At 60.7% G+C, this 17,630-nt stretch carries 15 protein-coding genes and 1 tRNA gene; 14 read left to right on the top strand and 2 right to left on the bottom strand.

Translation table 11 applies throughout. From position 1 onward, the window contains the following. Window positions 1–179: 179 nt before the first annotated feature. The 10 genes from LSG25_RS19075 to LSG25_RS19030 all read left to right on the top strand — a co-directional run bounded on the left by LSG25_RS19075 (window position 180) and on the right by LSG25_RS19030 (window position 11,028). Complete coding sequence (locus tag LSG25_RS19075) at window positions 180–1,040, top strand: DMT family transporter (RefSeq protein ID WP_232742444.1); 861 nt, start codon at window positions 180–182, stop codon at window positions 1,038–1,040. 233 nt (window positions 1,041–1,273) lie between these two features. Then, the gene (locus LSG25_RS19070) at window positions 1,274–2,425 is read left to right on the top strand and encodes an FAD-binding oxidoreductase (RefSeq protein WP_232742443.1); all 1,152 of its coding nucleotides are present in this window, start codon (window positions 1,274–1,276) and stop codon (window positions 2,423–2,425) included. Window positions 2,426–2,454: 29 nt separating this feature from the next. Beyond that, a complete protein-coding gene (locus tag LSG25_RS19065; protein ID WP_232742442.1) occupies window positions 2,455–3,909 on the top strand; it encodes a M81 family metallopeptidase in 1,455 nt (484 codons plus the stop codon). Window positions 3,910–3,944: 35 nt separating this feature from the next. Beyond that, entirely contained in the window at window positions 3,945–5,525 is a 1,581-nt protein-coding gene (locus tag LSG25_RS19060) for an ABC transporter substrate-binding protein (protein WP_232742441.1), read from the top strand. A 48-nt stretch (window positions 5,526–5,573) separates the two neighbouring features. Further along, a complete protein-coding gene (locus LSG25_RS19055; protein ID WP_232742440.1) occupies window positions 5,574–6,509 on the top strand; it encodes an ABC transporter permease in 936 nt (311 codons plus the stop codon). Window positions 6,510–6,536: 27 nt separating this feature from the next. Continuing rightward, complete coding sequence (locus tag LSG25_RS19050; RefSeq protein WP_232742439.1) at window positions 6,537–7,379, top strand: ABC transporter permease; 843 nt, start codon at window positions 6,537–6,539, stop codon at window positions 7,377–7,379. An 8-nt stretch (window positions 7,380–7,387) separates the two neighbouring features. Beyond that, window positions 7,388–8,380 (top strand): ABC transporter ATP-binding protein, encoded by a 993-nt coding sequence (locus LSG25_RS19045; protein ID WP_232742438.1) that lies wholly within the window; start codon window positions 7,388–7,390, stop codon window positions 8,378–8,380. Between the two features lie 23 nt (window positions 8,381–8,403). After that, a complete protein-coding gene (locus LSG25_RS19040) occupies window positions 8,404–9,387 on the top strand; it encodes an ABC transporter ATP-binding protein (RefSeq protein WP_232742437.1) in 984 nt (327 codons plus the stop codon). 24 nt (window positions 9,388–9,411) lie between these two features. Next, window positions 9,412–10,038: a helix-turn-helix domain-containing protein gene (locus tag LSG25_RS19035; RefSeq protein WP_232742436.1), complete on the top strand. Its 627-nt coding sequence runs from the start codon at window positions 9,412–9,414 to the stop codon at window positions 10,036–10,038. A gap of 75 nt (window positions 10,039–10,113) precedes the next feature. Beyond that, the gene (locus LSG25_RS19030) at window positions 10,114–11,028 is read left to right on the top strand and encodes a LysR family transcriptional regulator (protein ID WP_232742435.1); all 915 of its coding nucleotides are present in this window, start codon (window positions 10,114–10,116) and stop codon (window positions 11,026–11,028) included. A gap of 56 nt (window positions 11,029–11,084) precedes the next feature. Here the strand turns inward: LSG25_RS19030 and LSG25_RS19025 are convergent, their stop codons facing one another. Together LSG25_RS19025 and LSG25_RS19020 are read right to left on the bottom strand one after the other, a co-directional pair. Continuing rightward, a complete protein-coding gene (locus tag LSG25_RS19025) occupies window positions 11,085–12,611 on the bottom strand; it encodes a sulfatase-like hydrolase/transferase (RefSeq protein WP_232742434.1) in 1,527 nt (508 codons plus the stop codon). 20 nt (window positions 12,612–12,631) lie between these two features. Next, window positions 12,632–13,600 carry a tripartite tricarboxylate transporter substrate binding protein gene (locus LSG25_RS19020; RefSeq protein ID WP_232742433.1) on the bottom strand — a complete coding sequence of 323 codons (969 nt, stop codon included), beginning with the start codon at window positions 13,598–13,600 and terminating at the stop codon, window positions 12,632–12,634. Between the two features lie 216 nt (window positions 13,601–13,816). Between LSG25_RS19020 and LSG25_RS19015 the strand changes: the two genes are divergently transcribed. The 4 genes from LSG25_RS19015 (at window position 13,817) to LSG25_RS19000 (ending at window position 17,623) form a co-directional block, all read left to right on the top strand. Continuing rightward, a complete protein-coding gene (locus LSG25_RS19015) occupies window positions 13,817–15,154 on the top strand; it encodes a four-carbon acid sugar kinase family protein (RefSeq protein ID WP_232742432.1) in 1,338 nt (445 codons plus the stop codon). Window positions 15,155–15,207: 53 nt separating this feature from the next. Next, window positions 15,208–16,239, top strand: a complete 1,032-nt coding sequence (gene pdxA / locus LSG25_RS19010; protein ID WP_232744768.1) for a 4-hydroxythreonine-4-phosphate dehydrogenase PdxA — start codon at window positions 15,208–15,210, stop codon at window positions 16,237–16,239. Between the two features lie 95 nt (window positions 16,240–16,334). Next, a tRNA-Leu gene (locus LSG25_RS19005) sits at window positions 16,335–16,419 on the top strand. Between the two features lie 136 nt (window positions 16,420–16,555). Further along, window positions 16,556–17,623: a site-specific integrase gene (locus LSG25_RS19000; RefSeq protein ID WP_232742431.1), complete on the top strand. Its 1,068-nt coding sequence runs from the start codon at window positions 16,556–16,558 to the stop codon at window positions 17,621–17,623. The last annotated feature ends 7 nt before the right edge of the window (window positions 17,624–17,630 follow it).

The raw sequence follows: 17,630 nt of genomic DNA, 5'->3' as shown, positions 1-17,630 counted from the left end.
AAGCCCGCCTGGCGGGCCGAACAGGTTTGTATATGGGGGCGAAGGCGCAATTTTCAAGAGCCCATCCCCGCGCATTGCAATACCGATAATACTTCCGGCACGGCATGGTTTGCCGGCGCAACACGCTATCATGATCCGGCCCGGCTACCGCGGTACAACCCCATTTTCCGATTATCCCTATGTCCAAGACCACGCCGAACATCAATGCCGGCATCTGCTGTCTGCTCCTGGGCACCCTGGCGCTGAGCCTGAGCGACGCCGCGGTCAAATCCCTGGACGGCCGCTATAACGCCCTACAAATCCTTTTCCTGCGCTCGGCGGTCGCGCTGCCCCTGGTCACCGCGCTGGCCCTGAGCCTGGGCGGGCGCTGGACCCTGCGCACCCGCCAGTTGAACCTGCATGCCTGGCGCGGCCTGCTGAATGTGGTCGGGGCTTGCGCCTTCTATCAGGGGCTGGTGCATTTGCAACTGGCCGAAACCACCGCCATTGCCTATGCCGCGCCGGTCTTTGTCGTGCTGCTGTCCGCCTGGCTCCTGAAAGAAAAGCTCGATATCTACCGCACAATAGCCGTCGCCCTGGGCTTTACAGGCGTGCTGATCATCGTCCGCCCCGGCAGCAGCGCCTTCCAGCTTGCCTCGATCTACCCGCTGATAACGGCTCTTACCTACGCCTGCATGATGGTCAGCGCGCGGCGCATCGACGCAGGCCACAGCTTCCCCACGCTGATGTTTTATTCCGTCCTGCCCCAAGTCGTGTTCAGCATCGTCCTGATGCCGTGGCTGTGGCAACCCGTTGCCGGCGGCGACTGGATAAGCATCTTTGCCATCGGCATTTTCAGCACACTGGGGGTCAGCCTGATTTCCCAGGGTTTTCGCCTGGCCCCGGCCTCTGTGGTCGCCCCCTTCGATTACTCGGGCCTGTTATGGGCCACGTTCTTCGGCTGGCTCGTCTGGGACGAATTGCCCGACGAGTACAGCTATATAGGCGCGGTCCTGATCATAGCGGCGGGCCTGACAGGCGCCCTGCGCAAGAAGGCCTAGGGCCTGTCAACGCGAAAAGGGCAGCCGCACCGGCCCTAGGGTAATCACCAACTGTTTTGTATTGACCCTCGCGCCGATTTGCTCAAGAATTCTCATATTCGAAAATTCTCATATCAGATAATTTTCCACGCCAGCGCCACGGTACCCGCCTGCCCGGCCCCATCCAGGCATCGCCCGCCGCAGCCTCGATCAGGCGTTGAAGCCACACCACAGGACGCAACAGCCGCTTATCCATGCTCAAGCAACACTACGACTATTTAATCATCGGCGCCGGCATTGCCGGCGCGTCACTGGCCTACAGGCTGGCTGCGCAGCAGGCCAGCGTGCTGGTGATCGAACAGGAAAAACAGGCCGGCTACCATTCCACAGGGCGCTCGGCCGCCATGTTCATGGAAAGCTACGGCACGCCGACCATACAGGCCCTGACCCGGGCCAGCCGCGCCTTCCTGGAATCGCCGCCGCCTAACTTCTGCACGCACGAACTGATCAAGGATCGCGGCGTTCTCTATATTGCGCACCGGGGCCAGGAAACCCTGCTGGAGGAAACGCTCAAGGATCTGCGGGCCTGCGGGGCCAGCGTCAAGCGGGTTTCCAGCAGCCACGTCCTGGCCAAAGTCCCCTGCGTGAAAGCGCAGGACCTGATCGGCGCCATCGAAGAACCCGACGCCAAAGACATCGATGTCGACGCCTTGCACCAGGGCTTCCTGAAGGGCGCCCGGCAGGCCGGAGCCGAAATCCTGCTCGGCACGCGCGTCACGGCCGCCCGGCGCCAGGGCCAGGCCTGGAACCTCAGCCTGGCGGGCCACGGCGATCTAACCGTGTCGTCGGTCATCAACACCGCGGGCGCCTGGGGCGACAGCGTTGCCGCGCTCTTTGGCGTGCAGCCCGTCGGCCTGCAGCCCAAGCGGCGTTCGGCCTTTACCTTCAAGGCCAACGCCTACCCCGACACGGAACACTGGCCGGCGGTGGTCGATATCGACAACAGCTTCTATTTCAAGCCAGACGCCGGGCAGCTGCTGGGTTCGCCCGCCAACGAAGACCCGGTCGAGCCCCACGATGTGGTGCCCGAAGAGCTCGATATCGCCATCGGCATCGACCGCATCCAGTCGGCCACCACCCTGGAAATCCGCCGACCCGGCCATGTGTGGGCCGGCCTGCGCAGCTTTGTGCCGGACGGCGAACTTGTCATGGGCTGGGATCCTGAACAGGCCGGGTTCTTCTGGCTGGTGGCGCAGGGCGGATACGGCATCCAGACCTGCGTGGCCGCCTCGCTCCTGGCCAGCAACCTGGTGCTCGGCCAGGCGCTCGACCCATCGTTGGCCGCCGAACGGATCCGCCCCGAAATCATGTCGCCGCGCCGCTTCCGGTCGGCCCCCGTCGTTTGAACTCTTCCCCTGTTACCTGGCAGCCCAGCATGAAAATATTCACCGCAGCGATCGCAACCGAAACCAATACCTTCTCGCCCATCCCCACCGGCCTGGACTGTTTTCATGCCCGCGGCTATTTTCCCGCCGGGCAACATCCCGACCAGATGATGCATTTTGCCGGCCCCACCTGGGCAACCCGGCTGCGCGCCAAGGGCACCGACTGGCAGGTCGTGGAAGGCACGGCGGCCGGAGCCATGCCGGCGGGCCTGACCACCCGCCACGCCTACGAAACCCTACGCGATGAAATCCTGGCCGACCTTAAAAAAGCCGGCAAAGTCGATATCGTGCTGCTGGGGCTGCACGGCGCCATGGTCGCCGACGGCTACGACGACTGCGAAGGCGATATTCTCAGCCGCGTGCGCGCCATCGTCGGCAAAGAGGTGGTGATAGGCGCCGAGCTCGACCCGCACTGCCATTTCACGCCGCTCATGGCCGACAGCGCCGACCTGCTGATCTGTTTCAAGGAATACCCCCACACCGACATTCTCGATCGCGGCCTGGATCTGGTCGACCGCTGCGTGGCCATGCAGCAGGGCAAGATCAAGCCCAGCGTCGCCGTGTTCGACTGCGAGATGGCGTCCATGATGCATACCTCCCGCGAACCCATGCGCAGCTTCGTGGACCGCCTGTTCGAACTTGAAAAACAGCCCGGCATCATTTCCATTTCGATTGCCCAGAGCTTCCCCTGGGGCGATGTGCCGGAAATGGGCACCAAGGTCATTGTGTATACCGACGACAACCCCGCCAAGGCCGCCGCCCTGGCCCAACAACTGGGCCGGGAAATTATCGAATTCCGCGACCTCCTCCAGGCGCCTTACCCCAGCGTTTCGGCGGCCATCGACCAGGCCCTTGCCGGCCCGGTATTCCCCGCCATACTGGCGGACTCGGCCGACAATCCCGGCGGCGGAGCGGCCGGCGATTCGACCTTCATTCTTGAAGAACTGCTGAAGCGCCATGTCAAGGACGTGGTGCTCGGGCCGCTCTGGGATCCGGTCGCCATCCAGATCTGCCAGGACGCGGGCATGGGCGCGCGCCTGCCCTTGCGCATCGGCGGGAAAACCTCGCCCGCCTCCGGCAATCCCGTGGATGTGATGTGCATGGTCAAGGAACTGAAAAAAGAAGCCATCATGACCGGGCTGTCGGGCTCGCCGTCGCGGCTCGGCAACGTGGCGGTCATCGAAGTGGAAGGCATCACCATTGTGCTGGTCACGGCCCGGAACCAGGCCATAGGCACAGACCTGTTCACCCAGTTCGGCATCGACCTGGCCAGGCAGAAACTGATCGTGGTCAAGTCCTCGCAGCATTTCCAGGCCGAATTCTCAAAAGTCTCCGGCAACATTATTTACGTCGACTCGCCGGGGTCGGTGCCCAGGGACCTGGCCATCCTGAAATACAAGAAGGTCCGCTTCCCGAAATGGCCCGTCCGCCGGCAAGAACACTGATCGCTCCAAAACGAATATATCCAGAGAGGAATGACATGAAAGCAAAACAATACGGCTTCTACAAAAGACTGGCGCTGGGCATGCTGATAAGCGGCGCGCTGCTTGGAACCGCCTCGGCCACCACGCTGAAACTGGTGCCCAACGGCGACCTGAAGATTCTCGACCCCATGTTCACCACCGCGTACATCACGCGCAACCACGCCTACATGGTCTTCGACACCCTGTTCGCCCAGGACAGCAAAGGGGACATCAAGCCCGAAATGATCGACAAATGGTCGACTTCCGCCGACGGCAAGAAATGGTCGTTCACCCTGCGCGACAAGCTGGTGTTCAGCGACGGCACGCCCGTCACCGCCGAGGACTGCATCGCATCGATCGAACGCTGGGCCAAGAAAGATTCCCTGGGCAAGGCCATGATGAAGGCCGGCGCGCAGTTCAAGGCGGTGGACGCCAAGACCTTCGAAATGACGCTCAACGAGCCTTTCGGCTTTGTACTCGACGGCTTTGCCAAGCCCTCGGGCTATGCGCTCTTCATCATGCCCAAGCGGCTGGCCGACACCGAGCCCAGCGTCGCGATCAAGGAAATGGTCGGTTCCGGCCCCTTCCTGTTCAAGAAAGACGAATGGGTGCCCGGCAGCAAGGCGGTCTATGTGAAGAACCCCAACTACGTTCCGCGCGCCGAACCGGCCGACGGCCTGGCCGGTGGCAAGGTTGTGAAAGTCGACCGCGTGGAATGGAACTACATTCCCGACGGCAACACAGCCACGGCCGCGCTCATGAACGGCGAAGTGGACATGATCGAGCAGGTTTCGCCCGACTTCCTGCCGGTGCTGGAAGGCAACAAGGACATCACCTTGAGCACCTCGGTCTCGTCCGAAGGCCTGATGGTTCCCAACCAGTTGTTCCCGCCCTTCAACAATCCCAAGGCCAGGCAGGCCCTGTACTACCTGGTGAATCAAAACGAATACCTGGCCGCGGTCGGCGTTCCTGAAAAATATCGCGTCAAGTACTGCCCTTCGCTGTACTCCTGCGGTTCGCCCTACGCCACCGATGCCGGCGCGGCGCCCTTCAAGGACATGAATATCGAGAAGGCCAAGGAACTGCTGAAAGAAGCCGGCTATCACGGTGAAAAGGTCGTGGTGCTGCACCCCACCGACACGGTGATCGCACCCGCCACGCTGGTCATCGCCCAGAACCTGAAGAAAGCCGGCGTGAACGTCGACGTGCAATCGATGGACTGGGCCACGCTGTCGGCGCGCCGCATCAAGAAAGACGCCCCCGACAAAGGCGGCTGGAACATCTTCCTGACCCAGGCCGGCTACTTCGACGTCAACAATCCGCTGGCCAGCCCCTGGCTGGCGGCCGCCTGCGGCAACAGCCTGCCCGGCTGGCCCTGTGACAAGAAACTCGACGAACTGCGCACGCAATTCATGCAGACGGCGGACGCCGCAAAACGCAAGGCGCTGGCGGCCGACATCCAGGTCGAAGCCTACCAGACCGTGCCTTACGTCATGTGGGGCGAATACAAGCAGGTCTTCGCCACGCGCGGCCTGAAAGACTACGCCCCCATGAAATCCGGCATCGCTGTCATGTGGAACGTGGAGAAAGCCAAATAAACCGCGCCTTCGCGGCAGGACACAAAGCCACAGAAAGGAATCCATAACGTGCTTTATGTATTGAGACGACTGCTTTCAACCATACCGGTCATGCTGGTGGTGGCGGTCTTTGTGTTCCTGCTGATACACATTTCGCCCGGAGACCCCGCCGCCGTCATGGCGGGCGACCAGGCGACCGCCGACGACATACAGAAAATCAGGACCAACCTGGGCCTGGACAAGCCCCTGCTGGTGCAGTTCGGCACGTGGTCGGCGCATGTGCTGCAGGGCGACCTGGGCACCTCCATTACCACCGGCGAACCGGTGCTGAAGCTGATCGGCCAGCGCGCTGGCCCGACCCTGTCGATTGCCCTGTTCACCATCCTGTTTGCCGTATTCGCCGCCATCCCGCTGGGCATCCTGGCCGCCTGGCGGGCTGGCGCAATCACCGACAGGCTGGTCATGTTCCTGTCGGTGCTGGCTTTCTCGGTGCCCGTGTTCCTGATCGCCTACGGCTTCGTCTATGTGTTTTCCATCAAGCTGGGCTGGCTGCCGGTGCAGGGCTACCGAACCTACGCGCAAGGGCTGGGCGCCTACATCAGCCACCTGGTGCTGCCCTGCGTGTCGCTGGGCCTGATCTATATGGCGCTCATCACGCGCATGACCCGCGCCACCATGCTGGAAGCCCTGTCGGAAGACTACATCCGCACCGCCCGCGCCAAGGGCCTGGGCAGCCGGCAGATCATCTGGCACGCCTTCAAGAATGCCGCCAACCCCATCGTCACGACCGTGGGGGTGGGCATCGCCATGCTGATCGGCGGCGTGGTCGTCACCGAAACCGTGTTCGCCATTCCCGGCATCGGACGGCTGACCGTCGATTCCGTACTCAGCCACGACTACCCCGTCATCCAGGGCATCCTGCTTCTGGCATCGGCCGTGTATGTGCTGATCAACCTGGTGGTAGACCTGTCTTATCGCCTGTTCGACCCCCGCGTCGACCAATAGCGCCGCCGGATCACAGGTACCCATCCCATGAAATTGCGAACCCGTTTTTGTTATTCCTTCAGGCAGCATCCCATGATGTACCTGGGCATGCTGGTATTGCTGCTGCTGGCCTTCATTGCCGTGGCCGCCCCCTGGCTGAGCCGCATCGACCCGCTCGACATCGATCCGCTGGCGCGCATGAAGCCGCCCTCGCTGGCGCACTTCTTCGGCACCGACGGCCTGGGCCGCGACGTGTACGCCCGCACCCTCTGGGGCTCGCGCGTGTCGCTCATCGTGGGCATCGCCGTCTCGTTCATCAGCGTTGCGGCGGGCGTGGCCATAGGCATGATCGCCGGCTACTTCCGGCATATCGACATGTTCATCATGCGCATCATGGACGGCCTGATGGCCATCCCCGGAGTGCTGCTGGCCATTGCCCTGATGGCCGCCTTTCGCGGCGGCCTGGCCACCGTCATCTTCGCCATCGTGATTCCGGAAATTCCCCGCGTCGTGCGCCTTGTCAGGGCGCTGGTCATCATCATCCGCAACCAGCCCTATGTGGAAGCGGCGGTGGCGCTGGGCTCGCGTACGCCCAAGATCCTGCTGCAGCACATCCTGCCCAATCTGTTCGCGCCGCTGATGGTGCAGGCCACCTTTATCGCCGCCTCGGCCATCATCACCGAAGCGGTCCTGAGTTTCCTGGGGGTGGGCATTCCGCCGCAGATTCCCAGTTGGGGCAACATCATGGCCGAGGGCCGCAACTACCTGGCCATCGCCTTCCATATCATCCTATTCCCGGGCCTTTTCCTGGCCGTGACGGTGCTGGCCATCAATATGCTGGGCGACGGCCTGCGCGATATGCTGGACCCGAAGCTGGCCAAGAAAATATAGGATCGCCCATGCACGACACCCGCAAGAAAATACTCGATGTGCAGAACCTGAGCGTGCATTTCCAGGGGCTGGAACGCTCCGTCGTGGCCGTGAAGAATCTGTCGTTCCACGTGGGCCGCGGCGAGATCCTGGGCATTGTCGGCGAATCGGGCTGCGGCAAAAGCGTGACCTCCCTGGCCATCATGGGCCTGCTGGGCAAATCCGCCAAAATCGCCACCGGCGCCATCCTGCTCGAAGGCGAAGACCTGCTGCGCAAGCCCGAAGCGGAACTGCGCAAGATTCGCGGCAACAAGGTTTCGATGATCTTCCAGGAACCCATGACCTCGCTGAACCCCGTGTTCAGCGTCGGCCAGCAGATCATCGAACCCATTGTCCTGCACCAGAAAAAATCCAAAAACCAGGCCCGGGCCGATGCCATCGAACTGCTGAAACTGGTGCAGATCTCCGACCCCGAGCGACGCCTGAACAATTACCCCCACGAACTCTCGGGCGGCATGAGGCAGCGCGTAATGATCGCCATGGCCCTGGCCTGCCAGCCCGACGTCCTGATCGCCGACGAACCCACCACCGCCCTGGACGTGACCATACAGGCGCAGATCCTGGACATTCTGCGCGACATCCGCCAAAGGCTGGGCACCGCCATTATTCTGATTACCCACGACCTGGGCGTCGTGGCCGAGGCCTGCGAACGCGTCATGGTGATGTACGCCGGACAGAAAATAGAAGAAGGCCGCGTCGCGGAAGTGCTGTTCCAGCCCAGCCACCCCTATACCCAGGCCCTGATCCATTCCCTGCCCGCCTATTCCGACTTCCAGGGCGAAAGCACGCGGCTGGTCGAACTGCCGGGCATCGTCCCCACCATGACGCCGGACTCGCAAGGCTGCCCCTTCTACTCCCGCTGCAGCCAGGCGCTGGACGCCTGCGCCAGCCGCGCCCTGACCGAGCTGGCCGTGGGCGGCACGCACCGCATCTGGTGCCGCGACGGCCTGCCTGGCCACTAAGCGCACCCAAAGCGAGACTCCTTATGCACACACAGCCCGCCGACCACGACGCCCGCCACCCCTACGTGGAAGTCCGCGACCTGAAGAAATACTTCAAGGTCAAGAAAAGCCAGGGCACCGCCCTGCTGAAAGCCGTCGACGGCGTATCCCTGGTCGTTCGCAAAGGCGAAACCCTGAGCATCGTCGGCGAATCCGGCTGCGGCAAATCCACACTGGGCCGCTGCCTGGCGCGCCTGCTGGAATCGTCCGCCGGCGAAATCCGCTTCAACCAGCAGGACATCACCGGCCTGAAGGGCCATGAACTGCGCGCACTGAGAAAGAAAATCCAGTTCATCTTCCAGGACCCGTTTTCATCGATGAACCCCCGCATGCGCGTCGAATCCATACTGATGGAGCCCCTGCGCAACTTCAACTACGCGCGCAAAGACGCCGACCGGCGCATCGCCGAGCTGCTCAAGCTCGTCAGCCTCAAGCCCGAGGCCCTGAAAAAATACCCGCACGAATTTTCCGGCGGCCAGCGCCAGCGCATCGTCATCGCCCGCGCCCTGGCCCTGGAACCCGAATTCATCGTCTGCGACGAACCCGTGTCGGCGCTGGACGTATCGGTGCAGGCCCAGGTCATCAACCTGCTGACCGACCTGCAGAAATCCCTGGGCCTGACCTATATTTTCATCTCGCACGACCTGAGCGTGGTCAAGCACATCAGCCACCGGGTCGCCGTCATGTACCTGGGCCGCGTCGTAGAAACCGGCACCCGCGACGCCATCTTCAACCACCCCCGGCACCCCTACACCCAAGCCCTGATCGCCGCCGTGCCGCGATTTGCCGACGTTAGCGGCAAGGCCGACGCGCAGCGCCTGGAAGGCGAAATCCCCAGCCCCATGAACCCGCCCTCGGGCTGCGCCTTCCGCACACGCTGCCCCATGGCCCAGGCCCGCTGCGCCCAGGAAACACCCCTGCTTAGAACCATCGAGGGCGAGCAGCAGGCCGCCTGCCACTTTGTATAAAGCCCAACCTATACAATGCATGCCATGAGCGCGCACCCCGCCAAACCCTTTTCCGAAATCGTCTCCAAAGAAGCACTGGGCCTGCGCCTGCGCGCCATCCGCAAGAAAAAGGGCTTCACACTGAAGGCCCTGTCCGCGCAATCCGGCGTCGCGCTATCGACCCTGTCCAAGGCGGAGCTTGGGCAAACCTCGCTAAGCTACGAGAAATTCGTGGCCATTTCCTGGGCCCTGGGCGTGGACATGTCGGAACTGTTCGAGTCCAAAGGCCCCCACGACGACGCGCACGACAGCATACTGACCTCTGCCGACGCCACTCCCAAGACCTACTCCACCGACAACTACGAAATCAAGTTCCTGTTCGGCGACTCCGCCCAGCGCATCATGATCCCCATGCAGGCGAAAATCCTCTCGCGCAAGCTGGAAGACTTCGAAGACTATATTCGCCACCCCGGGCAGGAATTCGTCATGGTGCTGAGCGGCGCCGTGCAGATCCATTTCGAGAATGCCACTATCATTACCCTGAAGAAAAGCGAATCGGCCTACTTCAACAGCACCCTGGGGCACAAGTATTTGTCGATCAGCAAAGAGCCGGCCGATATATTGACGATATGCACCAATATCGACAACACCAAGGCCGTGCCGCCGCCATAGCCCCTACGAGCTGTTCGGGCTGGAAAGCGCTCCGCCAGCAACCCGCAACACCCCTCATTTCAGGAGATATTGGCTGTGGAACTACGTCATTTGCGGTATTTTCTCAGTGTGGCGGAAACGCTGAACTTCAGTCGCGCGGCGGAACGCCTGCATATTGCGCAACCGGCCCTCAGCAAGCAGATACGGAATCTCGAAGAACTGATCGGCGCTCAGCTGTTCACCCGCTCCAAGCACCAAGTCGCACTGACCAGAGCGGGCGAAGCGTTCCGGGAGCAAGCCATCCTGATCCTGGAGCAGACAAAACGGGCCTCGCATCTTGCCAGGCGGGTAGACAGCGGCGAAATCGGCCGGCTTTCCATAGGCTTCGTGGGATCGGCCAGTTATTCCTTCCTGCCCTGGGTATTGCGGGCATTTCATCAACAATATCCGGATGTCGAGCTGACCCTACGCGAAATGGACGGCCCCACCCAGGCCATATCGCTGCGCGACGGCCGCATCGATATCGGTTTTTTGCGCCTGCCGGTAACCGATAAAGACATCGCTTTCGAAACCATTTTCCAGGAGCGGTTCATATTGGCACTGCCCAGCGGCCATCGTCTTGCAACCCAGGACCTGGTATCGATGTACGACCTGAGCGAGGAACAATTCATTATGTTTCCCGAGCGAGGCGGATCGGGCTTTCGAATCCAGATCACGGACGCCTGCCAGGGTTTCGGGTTTTTGCCACGGATTGCCCAGGAAGCCGCCCCTATGCAGAATGTCATCGGACTGGTGGGTGCGGGCCTGGGGATTTCAATAGTGCCCGAGTCCGTTCAGAAGATACAAATGCCGGAAGTCGTATACAGGCCCCTGCTCGAAGAACTGCCTACGGCCGCCATTGCGCTGGCCTGGCACAAGAAGGACACCTTCAATACCATCCGGATATTCTCGGACGTGGCACGGGAAGTCGCCAGGTCCCGATCCACCACCAGCGCCGGGAACCAGCCCTAGTGTGCTGTTTGCGTAGTTCGTGTATTCAAATCAGCCGAACAGCACACCAGCAACCTTCAGGCCATGCCCACCTGCTCCAAAGGCGTCTGCCTGCAGTCTTGCGGCCGAGACGAAATCATATCGCGCATCTCTTGCCTGGCGGCCGCATACGCGGGATCATCGTAACGGTTGACCATTTCCCCCGGATCGTCGCTCAGGTCGTACAGCTCGCCCGCTTCAGAATTCAGTTCGACAGTCATTTTGCAATCGCGGGTGCGGACGGTGCGCAAGCGCAAATCCACACCGCAACGGGACGCGCGCAGATCCCACTCGTTGTAGGCAAAATCGCGCGAGCCCCGGCCCTCGATCAGCGGACGCAGGCTGCGGCTATGCAAAGGCCCTTGCGGGCTGGCCCCTGTGTAATCGCACATCGTATCCATAAGGTCCAGGGTGGAAACGGGGTCGCTTACCACATGGCCGGCAGGTATGCCAGGCCCTTTCATAATCATCCCCACCCTTAGCAGGCCTTCGTACATCATCGGCCCCTTCAGCAAAAGGCCGTGATCGCCCAGCCAATCGCCATGGTCAGTGGTGTAGATCACCAGGGTATTTTCCGCCAGGCCCAATTCCTGAAGGGCAATCATGATCCGTCCGACATTGTGGTCAATCAGGGAAATCATCCCATAATAATTGGCGATCAACTGGCGCAGTTGTTCATCGCTCTGGACGGGGATCCGGGAAAACTCTTCACGTTCCTTGCGGAATTTTTCTATGGTTACCGGCTTTCCTTCCAGGCTTGTACGATGCCACCAGGGGCGCTTGTCCAGATCCAGATTGCGATGCTGGGGGAGATCGACCTCATCCGGATGATGCAGGCGGCTCCAGGGTTCCGGCGCATCGAAGGGGTGGTGGGGATCGGGAAACGATGCCCACAGGCAAAACGGCTGGTCTTTATTGTTGCGCAGATATTCTATGGTTTGGTTGCCGATCCACGTCGAATTATGCCAAGCGGCCGGCAGTGCCGAATGCCAGGTTTGCACGGCGCTCGACAGCGGCGGCAGCCGCGTGGAGTACAGCCGTGTACGCTCGTCGCCACGGCCATCGGCATGATACCAATGCTCATAATGCTGGCCCGCCGGCGGCTTCATGGGGGGCCACTGATTGTGGCCCTCGAGCATCAATTCCACATGCTCGAACCCCATATAAGGACCGTACCAGTCGGGGCCGAAATGGGCGCTGCTGGCCCGGCACTCCGGCGTGCCGGTCGGCGCCAGCGTGTGGGAGGTGGAAAAATGCGCCTTCCCTATCAAGCCCGTTTTGTAGCCATGCGCGGCTAAAGTACCGGCGAAGCCGGCCCGGCCCGTTTCGGGCGGCAGATCTATACCGTTGTCACCCACACCATGCGTCAGCGGCAGCAAACCGGTCAACATCGATGCCCGCGATGGCTGGCACACCACATTCGGAGTGATGCACGCCGAAAAACGCGTGCCATCACGCGCCAGATCGTCCAGATGCGGTGTCTTGACCTTGCGGCCCTCGAAGCCATAGCAGTCGCCACGCTGCTGGTCCGAAGTAATAAGAAGGATATTCAGTTTCTGTTGCATGGTTTCCAGTCCACGTAAAATCATTCCAGCTTTATGCCGGAATTTTTGACTATGCTGCTCCAGCTATCGGCGTCCTGCCGGATGTATTGGGCGAATTGCTCCGGCGTATCGGCCACTACCGTTGCCCCCAGTTTCTCAAGGCTGAGCTTGACCTCCGAGTTCTTCAACACACCCACCACTTCACGATTCAGCTTCGAGATAACGGACGCGGGCGTGCCTGCCGGCGCGGCAACGCCAAACCATTGAACGGAGGAGAACCCCGGGAACCCCGACTCCGCAATTGTGGGAACATCAGGCAAAGTGGGCGAGCGCTCAATGCTGGTGACCGCTATGGCGCGCAGCTTGCCGGCCTTGATTTGCGGCAGTACCGGCGCAAGGCCGAACACGCCCACAGGCACCTGTCCGCCCAGCACATCGACCAGGGCCGGGCCGCCACCCTTGTAAGGCACATGGACCATTTCCACATGAGCAACGCGCTTGAACATTTCAACGGCAAGATGCTGCGCCGAACCTACCCCCGCCGTCGCATAATTGATAGCACCGGGCTTGGCTTTCGCCTGGGAAATCAGATCGGCAAGCGTCCGGATCGACGAGGCCGAGCTCACCACCAATACGTGCGGCCCCGTGGCGATTAGAGAAATCGGTGCAAAAGCCTTGACGGGATCATATTTCAACGAAGGATATAAACTTGGGCTGATGGTGGTGGCATCCGTCAATTGCACGAGAGTGTAGCCATCCGGCGCGGCGCGGGCGGCCATTTCAGCACCGATATTTCCACCGGCCCCCGGACGGTTCTCGACCACCACAGGCTGCGCCAGGGCCTTGCTCAGTTTATCGCTGATGATCCGGCCCACCGTATCGCTGGCCCCTCCTGGCGCCCAGGGGACCAGCCAGTACACGGCCCGGTCCGGGAAACTATCGGCAGCGGGCACAGGCGCCGCCATGGCCAGCAGGGAAAATGCGCAGAGTAGCCTGGGCAGTATTTTCATGATGTATTGCCTCCTTAGTCGATACCGCATCATTATTTGAATTTTGATAAATTCTAGGAACCATTCATCCCGCGGTCCAATACCTTAAAGTTACTGCCGCAGTATCTCTGCGCTATATATGCCGGCCCTCTATACTTGGACTACTTTTGATGGAGTTCGAGCCGGGCCAGGAAAAACTGTCCCCCTAATACACAGGCTTGCTGCGGAGACATGTTCGTGGACAAACAGGAAACCGGAATCGGGTCGCCGCCAGGCCTACCCTATCCAAGCCATGGCTCCCTGAACGAACCGGGCTTTGGATCTCGCCGGTTTCTCGTCGTGGCCGACGATCTTACCGGCGCCGCAGACGCCGCCGTCGCGCTGGCGGGCGCCAAATACTCCGCGGAAATATTCCTGGACCCCACCCTCGCGTACAACACGGACAGGGTGGTTACCGCCGTGGATCTGGACACGCGCCGCATGCCGCCCACCGAAGCGGCCCGTACCATCGCCAGTTTTTTTGCAACAAGGCAAGCAGGCGACACACTTTTATTCAAGAAACTCGACTCCACCTTGCGAGGCCATGTCGGAGCCGAACTCGACGCTCTACAACAAGCCATCGCACCGCAACGGACGCCCCAACAGCCTCCCGCGCTGTTTATCGTCGCCCCCGCGCATCCCCTGCTGGGGCGAGCCTTCATCAATGGAAAACTGGAACTCAAGGACGCATCGGCAGAACCCGGCGGACCAGGACGCGACAGCCCCCCATCCAATGAAGCCGTCTCGATCCGCTCACAACTGGAATCCTTCGGCTTCGACTGCACTTGCCTTGCGATTGAAAACCTCCAAGGCTCCGACATCCAGGAAACGGCCAAGCTTGTCCAGCACGCCGCTACCGGCCCCAAACCCGCCTTGCTTTGCGATGCCCGAACCGTAGACGATATGCGGCGAATCGTAGCGGCGGCATTGGCCGCCCGCACCCGCTGCATCTGGGTGGGCAGCGGCGGGCTCGCATCTGTATTGAGCGAATTCCTGCCCGGCCCTGACCTAGCTGAAATCCAGGCCTATCCAGGCAAGAAAACCTCGCCAGGCAGCACACTGTTCCTGGTCGGCAGCTTTTCCGCGACGGCCAGACGACAGATCCAGGAATTAAGCAAAACCACACAAGTCCAGCTCCTGCCGCTCACCATTGACGAGGTCGCCGGACACCCCGAACACAGTGCCGAACACCTGATCGACAAGGCAATCACCAACCAGCAGGACATGGCGGTATACATAGACCCCAAGCAGAGCCTACGCCCCGACCTATCGCCCGCGTACGCGGCCCGCATGGCGGCGCTGATCGCACCAAGGCTCGGACAACTGGGGGCGCTGGTTTGCTGCGGCGGAGACACCACGCGGGCCTTGTTCGATAAACTGCAACTCACCCATCTGCAAGCGCATAATACCCATGAGCCCGGCGTGACACATGTGTATTCCAGACACTGGCCGCAACTGCCCATTCTCATAAAAGCCGGCGCCTTCGGCGATGCACAAACCCTGCTGCGCCTGCGACAACACTTGGAACCCTCATGATCGAACCAGCGAGTATTGCTCCCGCACCGACAGTCATTGAAAAGGACGCGGACATGGAACCCCATACCAACGAAACAGCACAGGCGCAAAAGCGGCCCATCATCGCCATCACCATGGGCGATGCAGCCGGGATCGGCCCCGAAATCATCGTGCGCGCGCTATCAAACCCCGCTACCTATGAAGCATGCCGGCCCATCGTCATCGGGGATGCCAAAAGACTCGCCAAGGCAGCGGAAATCGTAGGCAAACACCCGTCCATTCATTGCGTTTCCGAACCCGCCCAGGCGCGGTTCATATCTGGGACCATCGATTGCATTGACCTCGAGCTGATTCCCGCCGATCAACCCTTCGGGCAACTTTCGGCCATCTGCGGCGACGCCGCCTACCAGTACGTCAAGCGCGCCGCACAGCTTTGCATGTCCCGCCAGGTCGACGCCATATGCACCGCCCCACTGAACAAAGAAGCCCTGCATGCCGGAGGCCACCGCTACCCCGGCCACACAGAACTGCTTGCCGACCTGACCGGAACCAAGGAAGTCTCAATGATGCTCTCCTCGGCCAAACTCAAAGTCATTCATGTCACCACGCATATCGGCCTGCTCGACGCCATAGAACGCATTGAACCCGGGCTAGTCGGCCGCACCATCGCACGCATACACAGCACCCTTCAGGCATCCGGCATAACCAAACCCCGCATCGGTGTTTGCGGCATCAACCCCCACGCAGGAGAAAACGGGCTTTTCGGCAGAGGCGAAGAAGCAAGCAAAATCATTCCCGCCATTCAAAAATGCATCCAGGACGGCATCGACGTCACCGGCCCGCTACCCGCGGACACCCTATTCTTTCGGGCGGCACGCGGAGATTTTGACGGAGTCGTCGCCATGTACCACGACCAGGGCCACGGCCCCGTCAAAGTCATGGGGCTGGAAGAAGGAGTCAACGTTACCATCGGCCTGCCCGTCATCAGAACATCGGTCGACCACGGCACCGCCTTCGACATCGCCGGCAAAGGCATAGCCGACGAACGCAGCCTGCTGGAAGCACTGAAACAGGCTATAGCGCTGGCGCCACAGAACTATCGATAGGCTGGGCGGCGGCGAGCTGCCAATAACAGCAAAGCTGCTATAATCACGTCCTTTCCTATCAAACGCATGGCATCAGTCATGCGTTCTGCTCCCTGGCCCGGGTGGTGAAATTGGTAGACGCAGGGGACTCAAAATCCCCCGCCGCAAGGCGTGCCGGTTCGATTCCGGCCCCGGGCACCAGCTTAAAATCTCTAGTGTTTATAAGGCTCTAGCGCGATTTATAGCTTCTACCCCAAGACTGGGGGATTTTCCAAGATTGCGAGTCAGGTACAGTTTCGGTACAGTGGTGCAGCGTTGAGCATCATTCGGAGCCTGTATGGCCACTATCGTCAAGACTCCTTCCGGTACCTGGAAGGCATTAATCCGCAAAACTGGCTGGCCTACTACCGCCAAAACTTTCCGCACTAAAAGAGACGCCGAAGACTGGGCGCGCCGTACTGAAGATGAAATGGTACGCGGCATGTACATACATCGTGCGCCGGCTGAACGAATGACTCTTGAGGCGGCGCTGAAGCGTTATTTGCGAGAAGTTACCCCAACTAAGCGCGCATCGACCCAGATTGGCGAACATAAAAAGGCCCTAGCGCTGATCAAGCATTTGGGTAAATATTCCCTGGCTGGCTTGAGCGCTGATATTGTTGCCCAGTACCGTGATGCCCGCCTGGCTGGTGATGAAGACGAGACTGGCAAGCGTGTACCGCGTAGCAATAACACTGTACGCCTGGAACTAGCCCTACTTGGCCACCTATTCACCATTGCGATCAAGGAATGGGGCATTGGGCTGCCGTTCAACCCCGTATCTAATATTCGCCGCCCCGCCCCTGGTGCGGGGCGTAACCGACGGCTGACACCGGCAGAGAATAAACGGCTACTGACAGCAGTGGATGCCTATTCCAATCCAATGTTTAGCTGGATAGTACGGATCGCGTTGGAAACCGGAATGCGCCTTTCGGAGATTGCCGGAGTGCGAGTTGGCCAGGTCGATATGCAAAAAAGAGTCGTCAGGCTGGAACATACCAAGAACTCATCGCCCCGTACCGTGCCGCTAACCAGGGCCGCGACCAGTTCGTTTCAAGATGCGCTGGATAACCCGTTGCGGCCACCGGAGACGGATCTGGTGTTCTTTGGTGAGCCAGGCCGGGATGGGGTGCGGAGGCCTTATCTTTTTGACAAGGCATGGAATGATGCGAAAAAAGCTGCCGACCTGGTGGATTTTCGGTTCCATGATCTACGGCATGAAGCGGTTAGCCGATTGGTGGAGGCCGGGCTATCAGATCAGGAAGTGGCTGCGATCAGTGGGCATAAGTCTATGCAGATGCTGAAAAGGTATACGCACTTGAGGGCCGAGGACTTGGTGGGGAAGCTGGATAAGCTTGAAAGCTGAGCGCCGT

This window comes from Paralcaligenes sp. KSB-10 (genome assembly GCF_021266465.1).
In the GTDB taxonomy this organism is placed as follows: domain Bacteria; phylum Pseudomonadota; class Gammaproteobacteria; order Burkholderiales; family Burkholderiaceae_B.
This window is presented reverse-complemented; position numbering and strand designations above follow the sequence as displayed.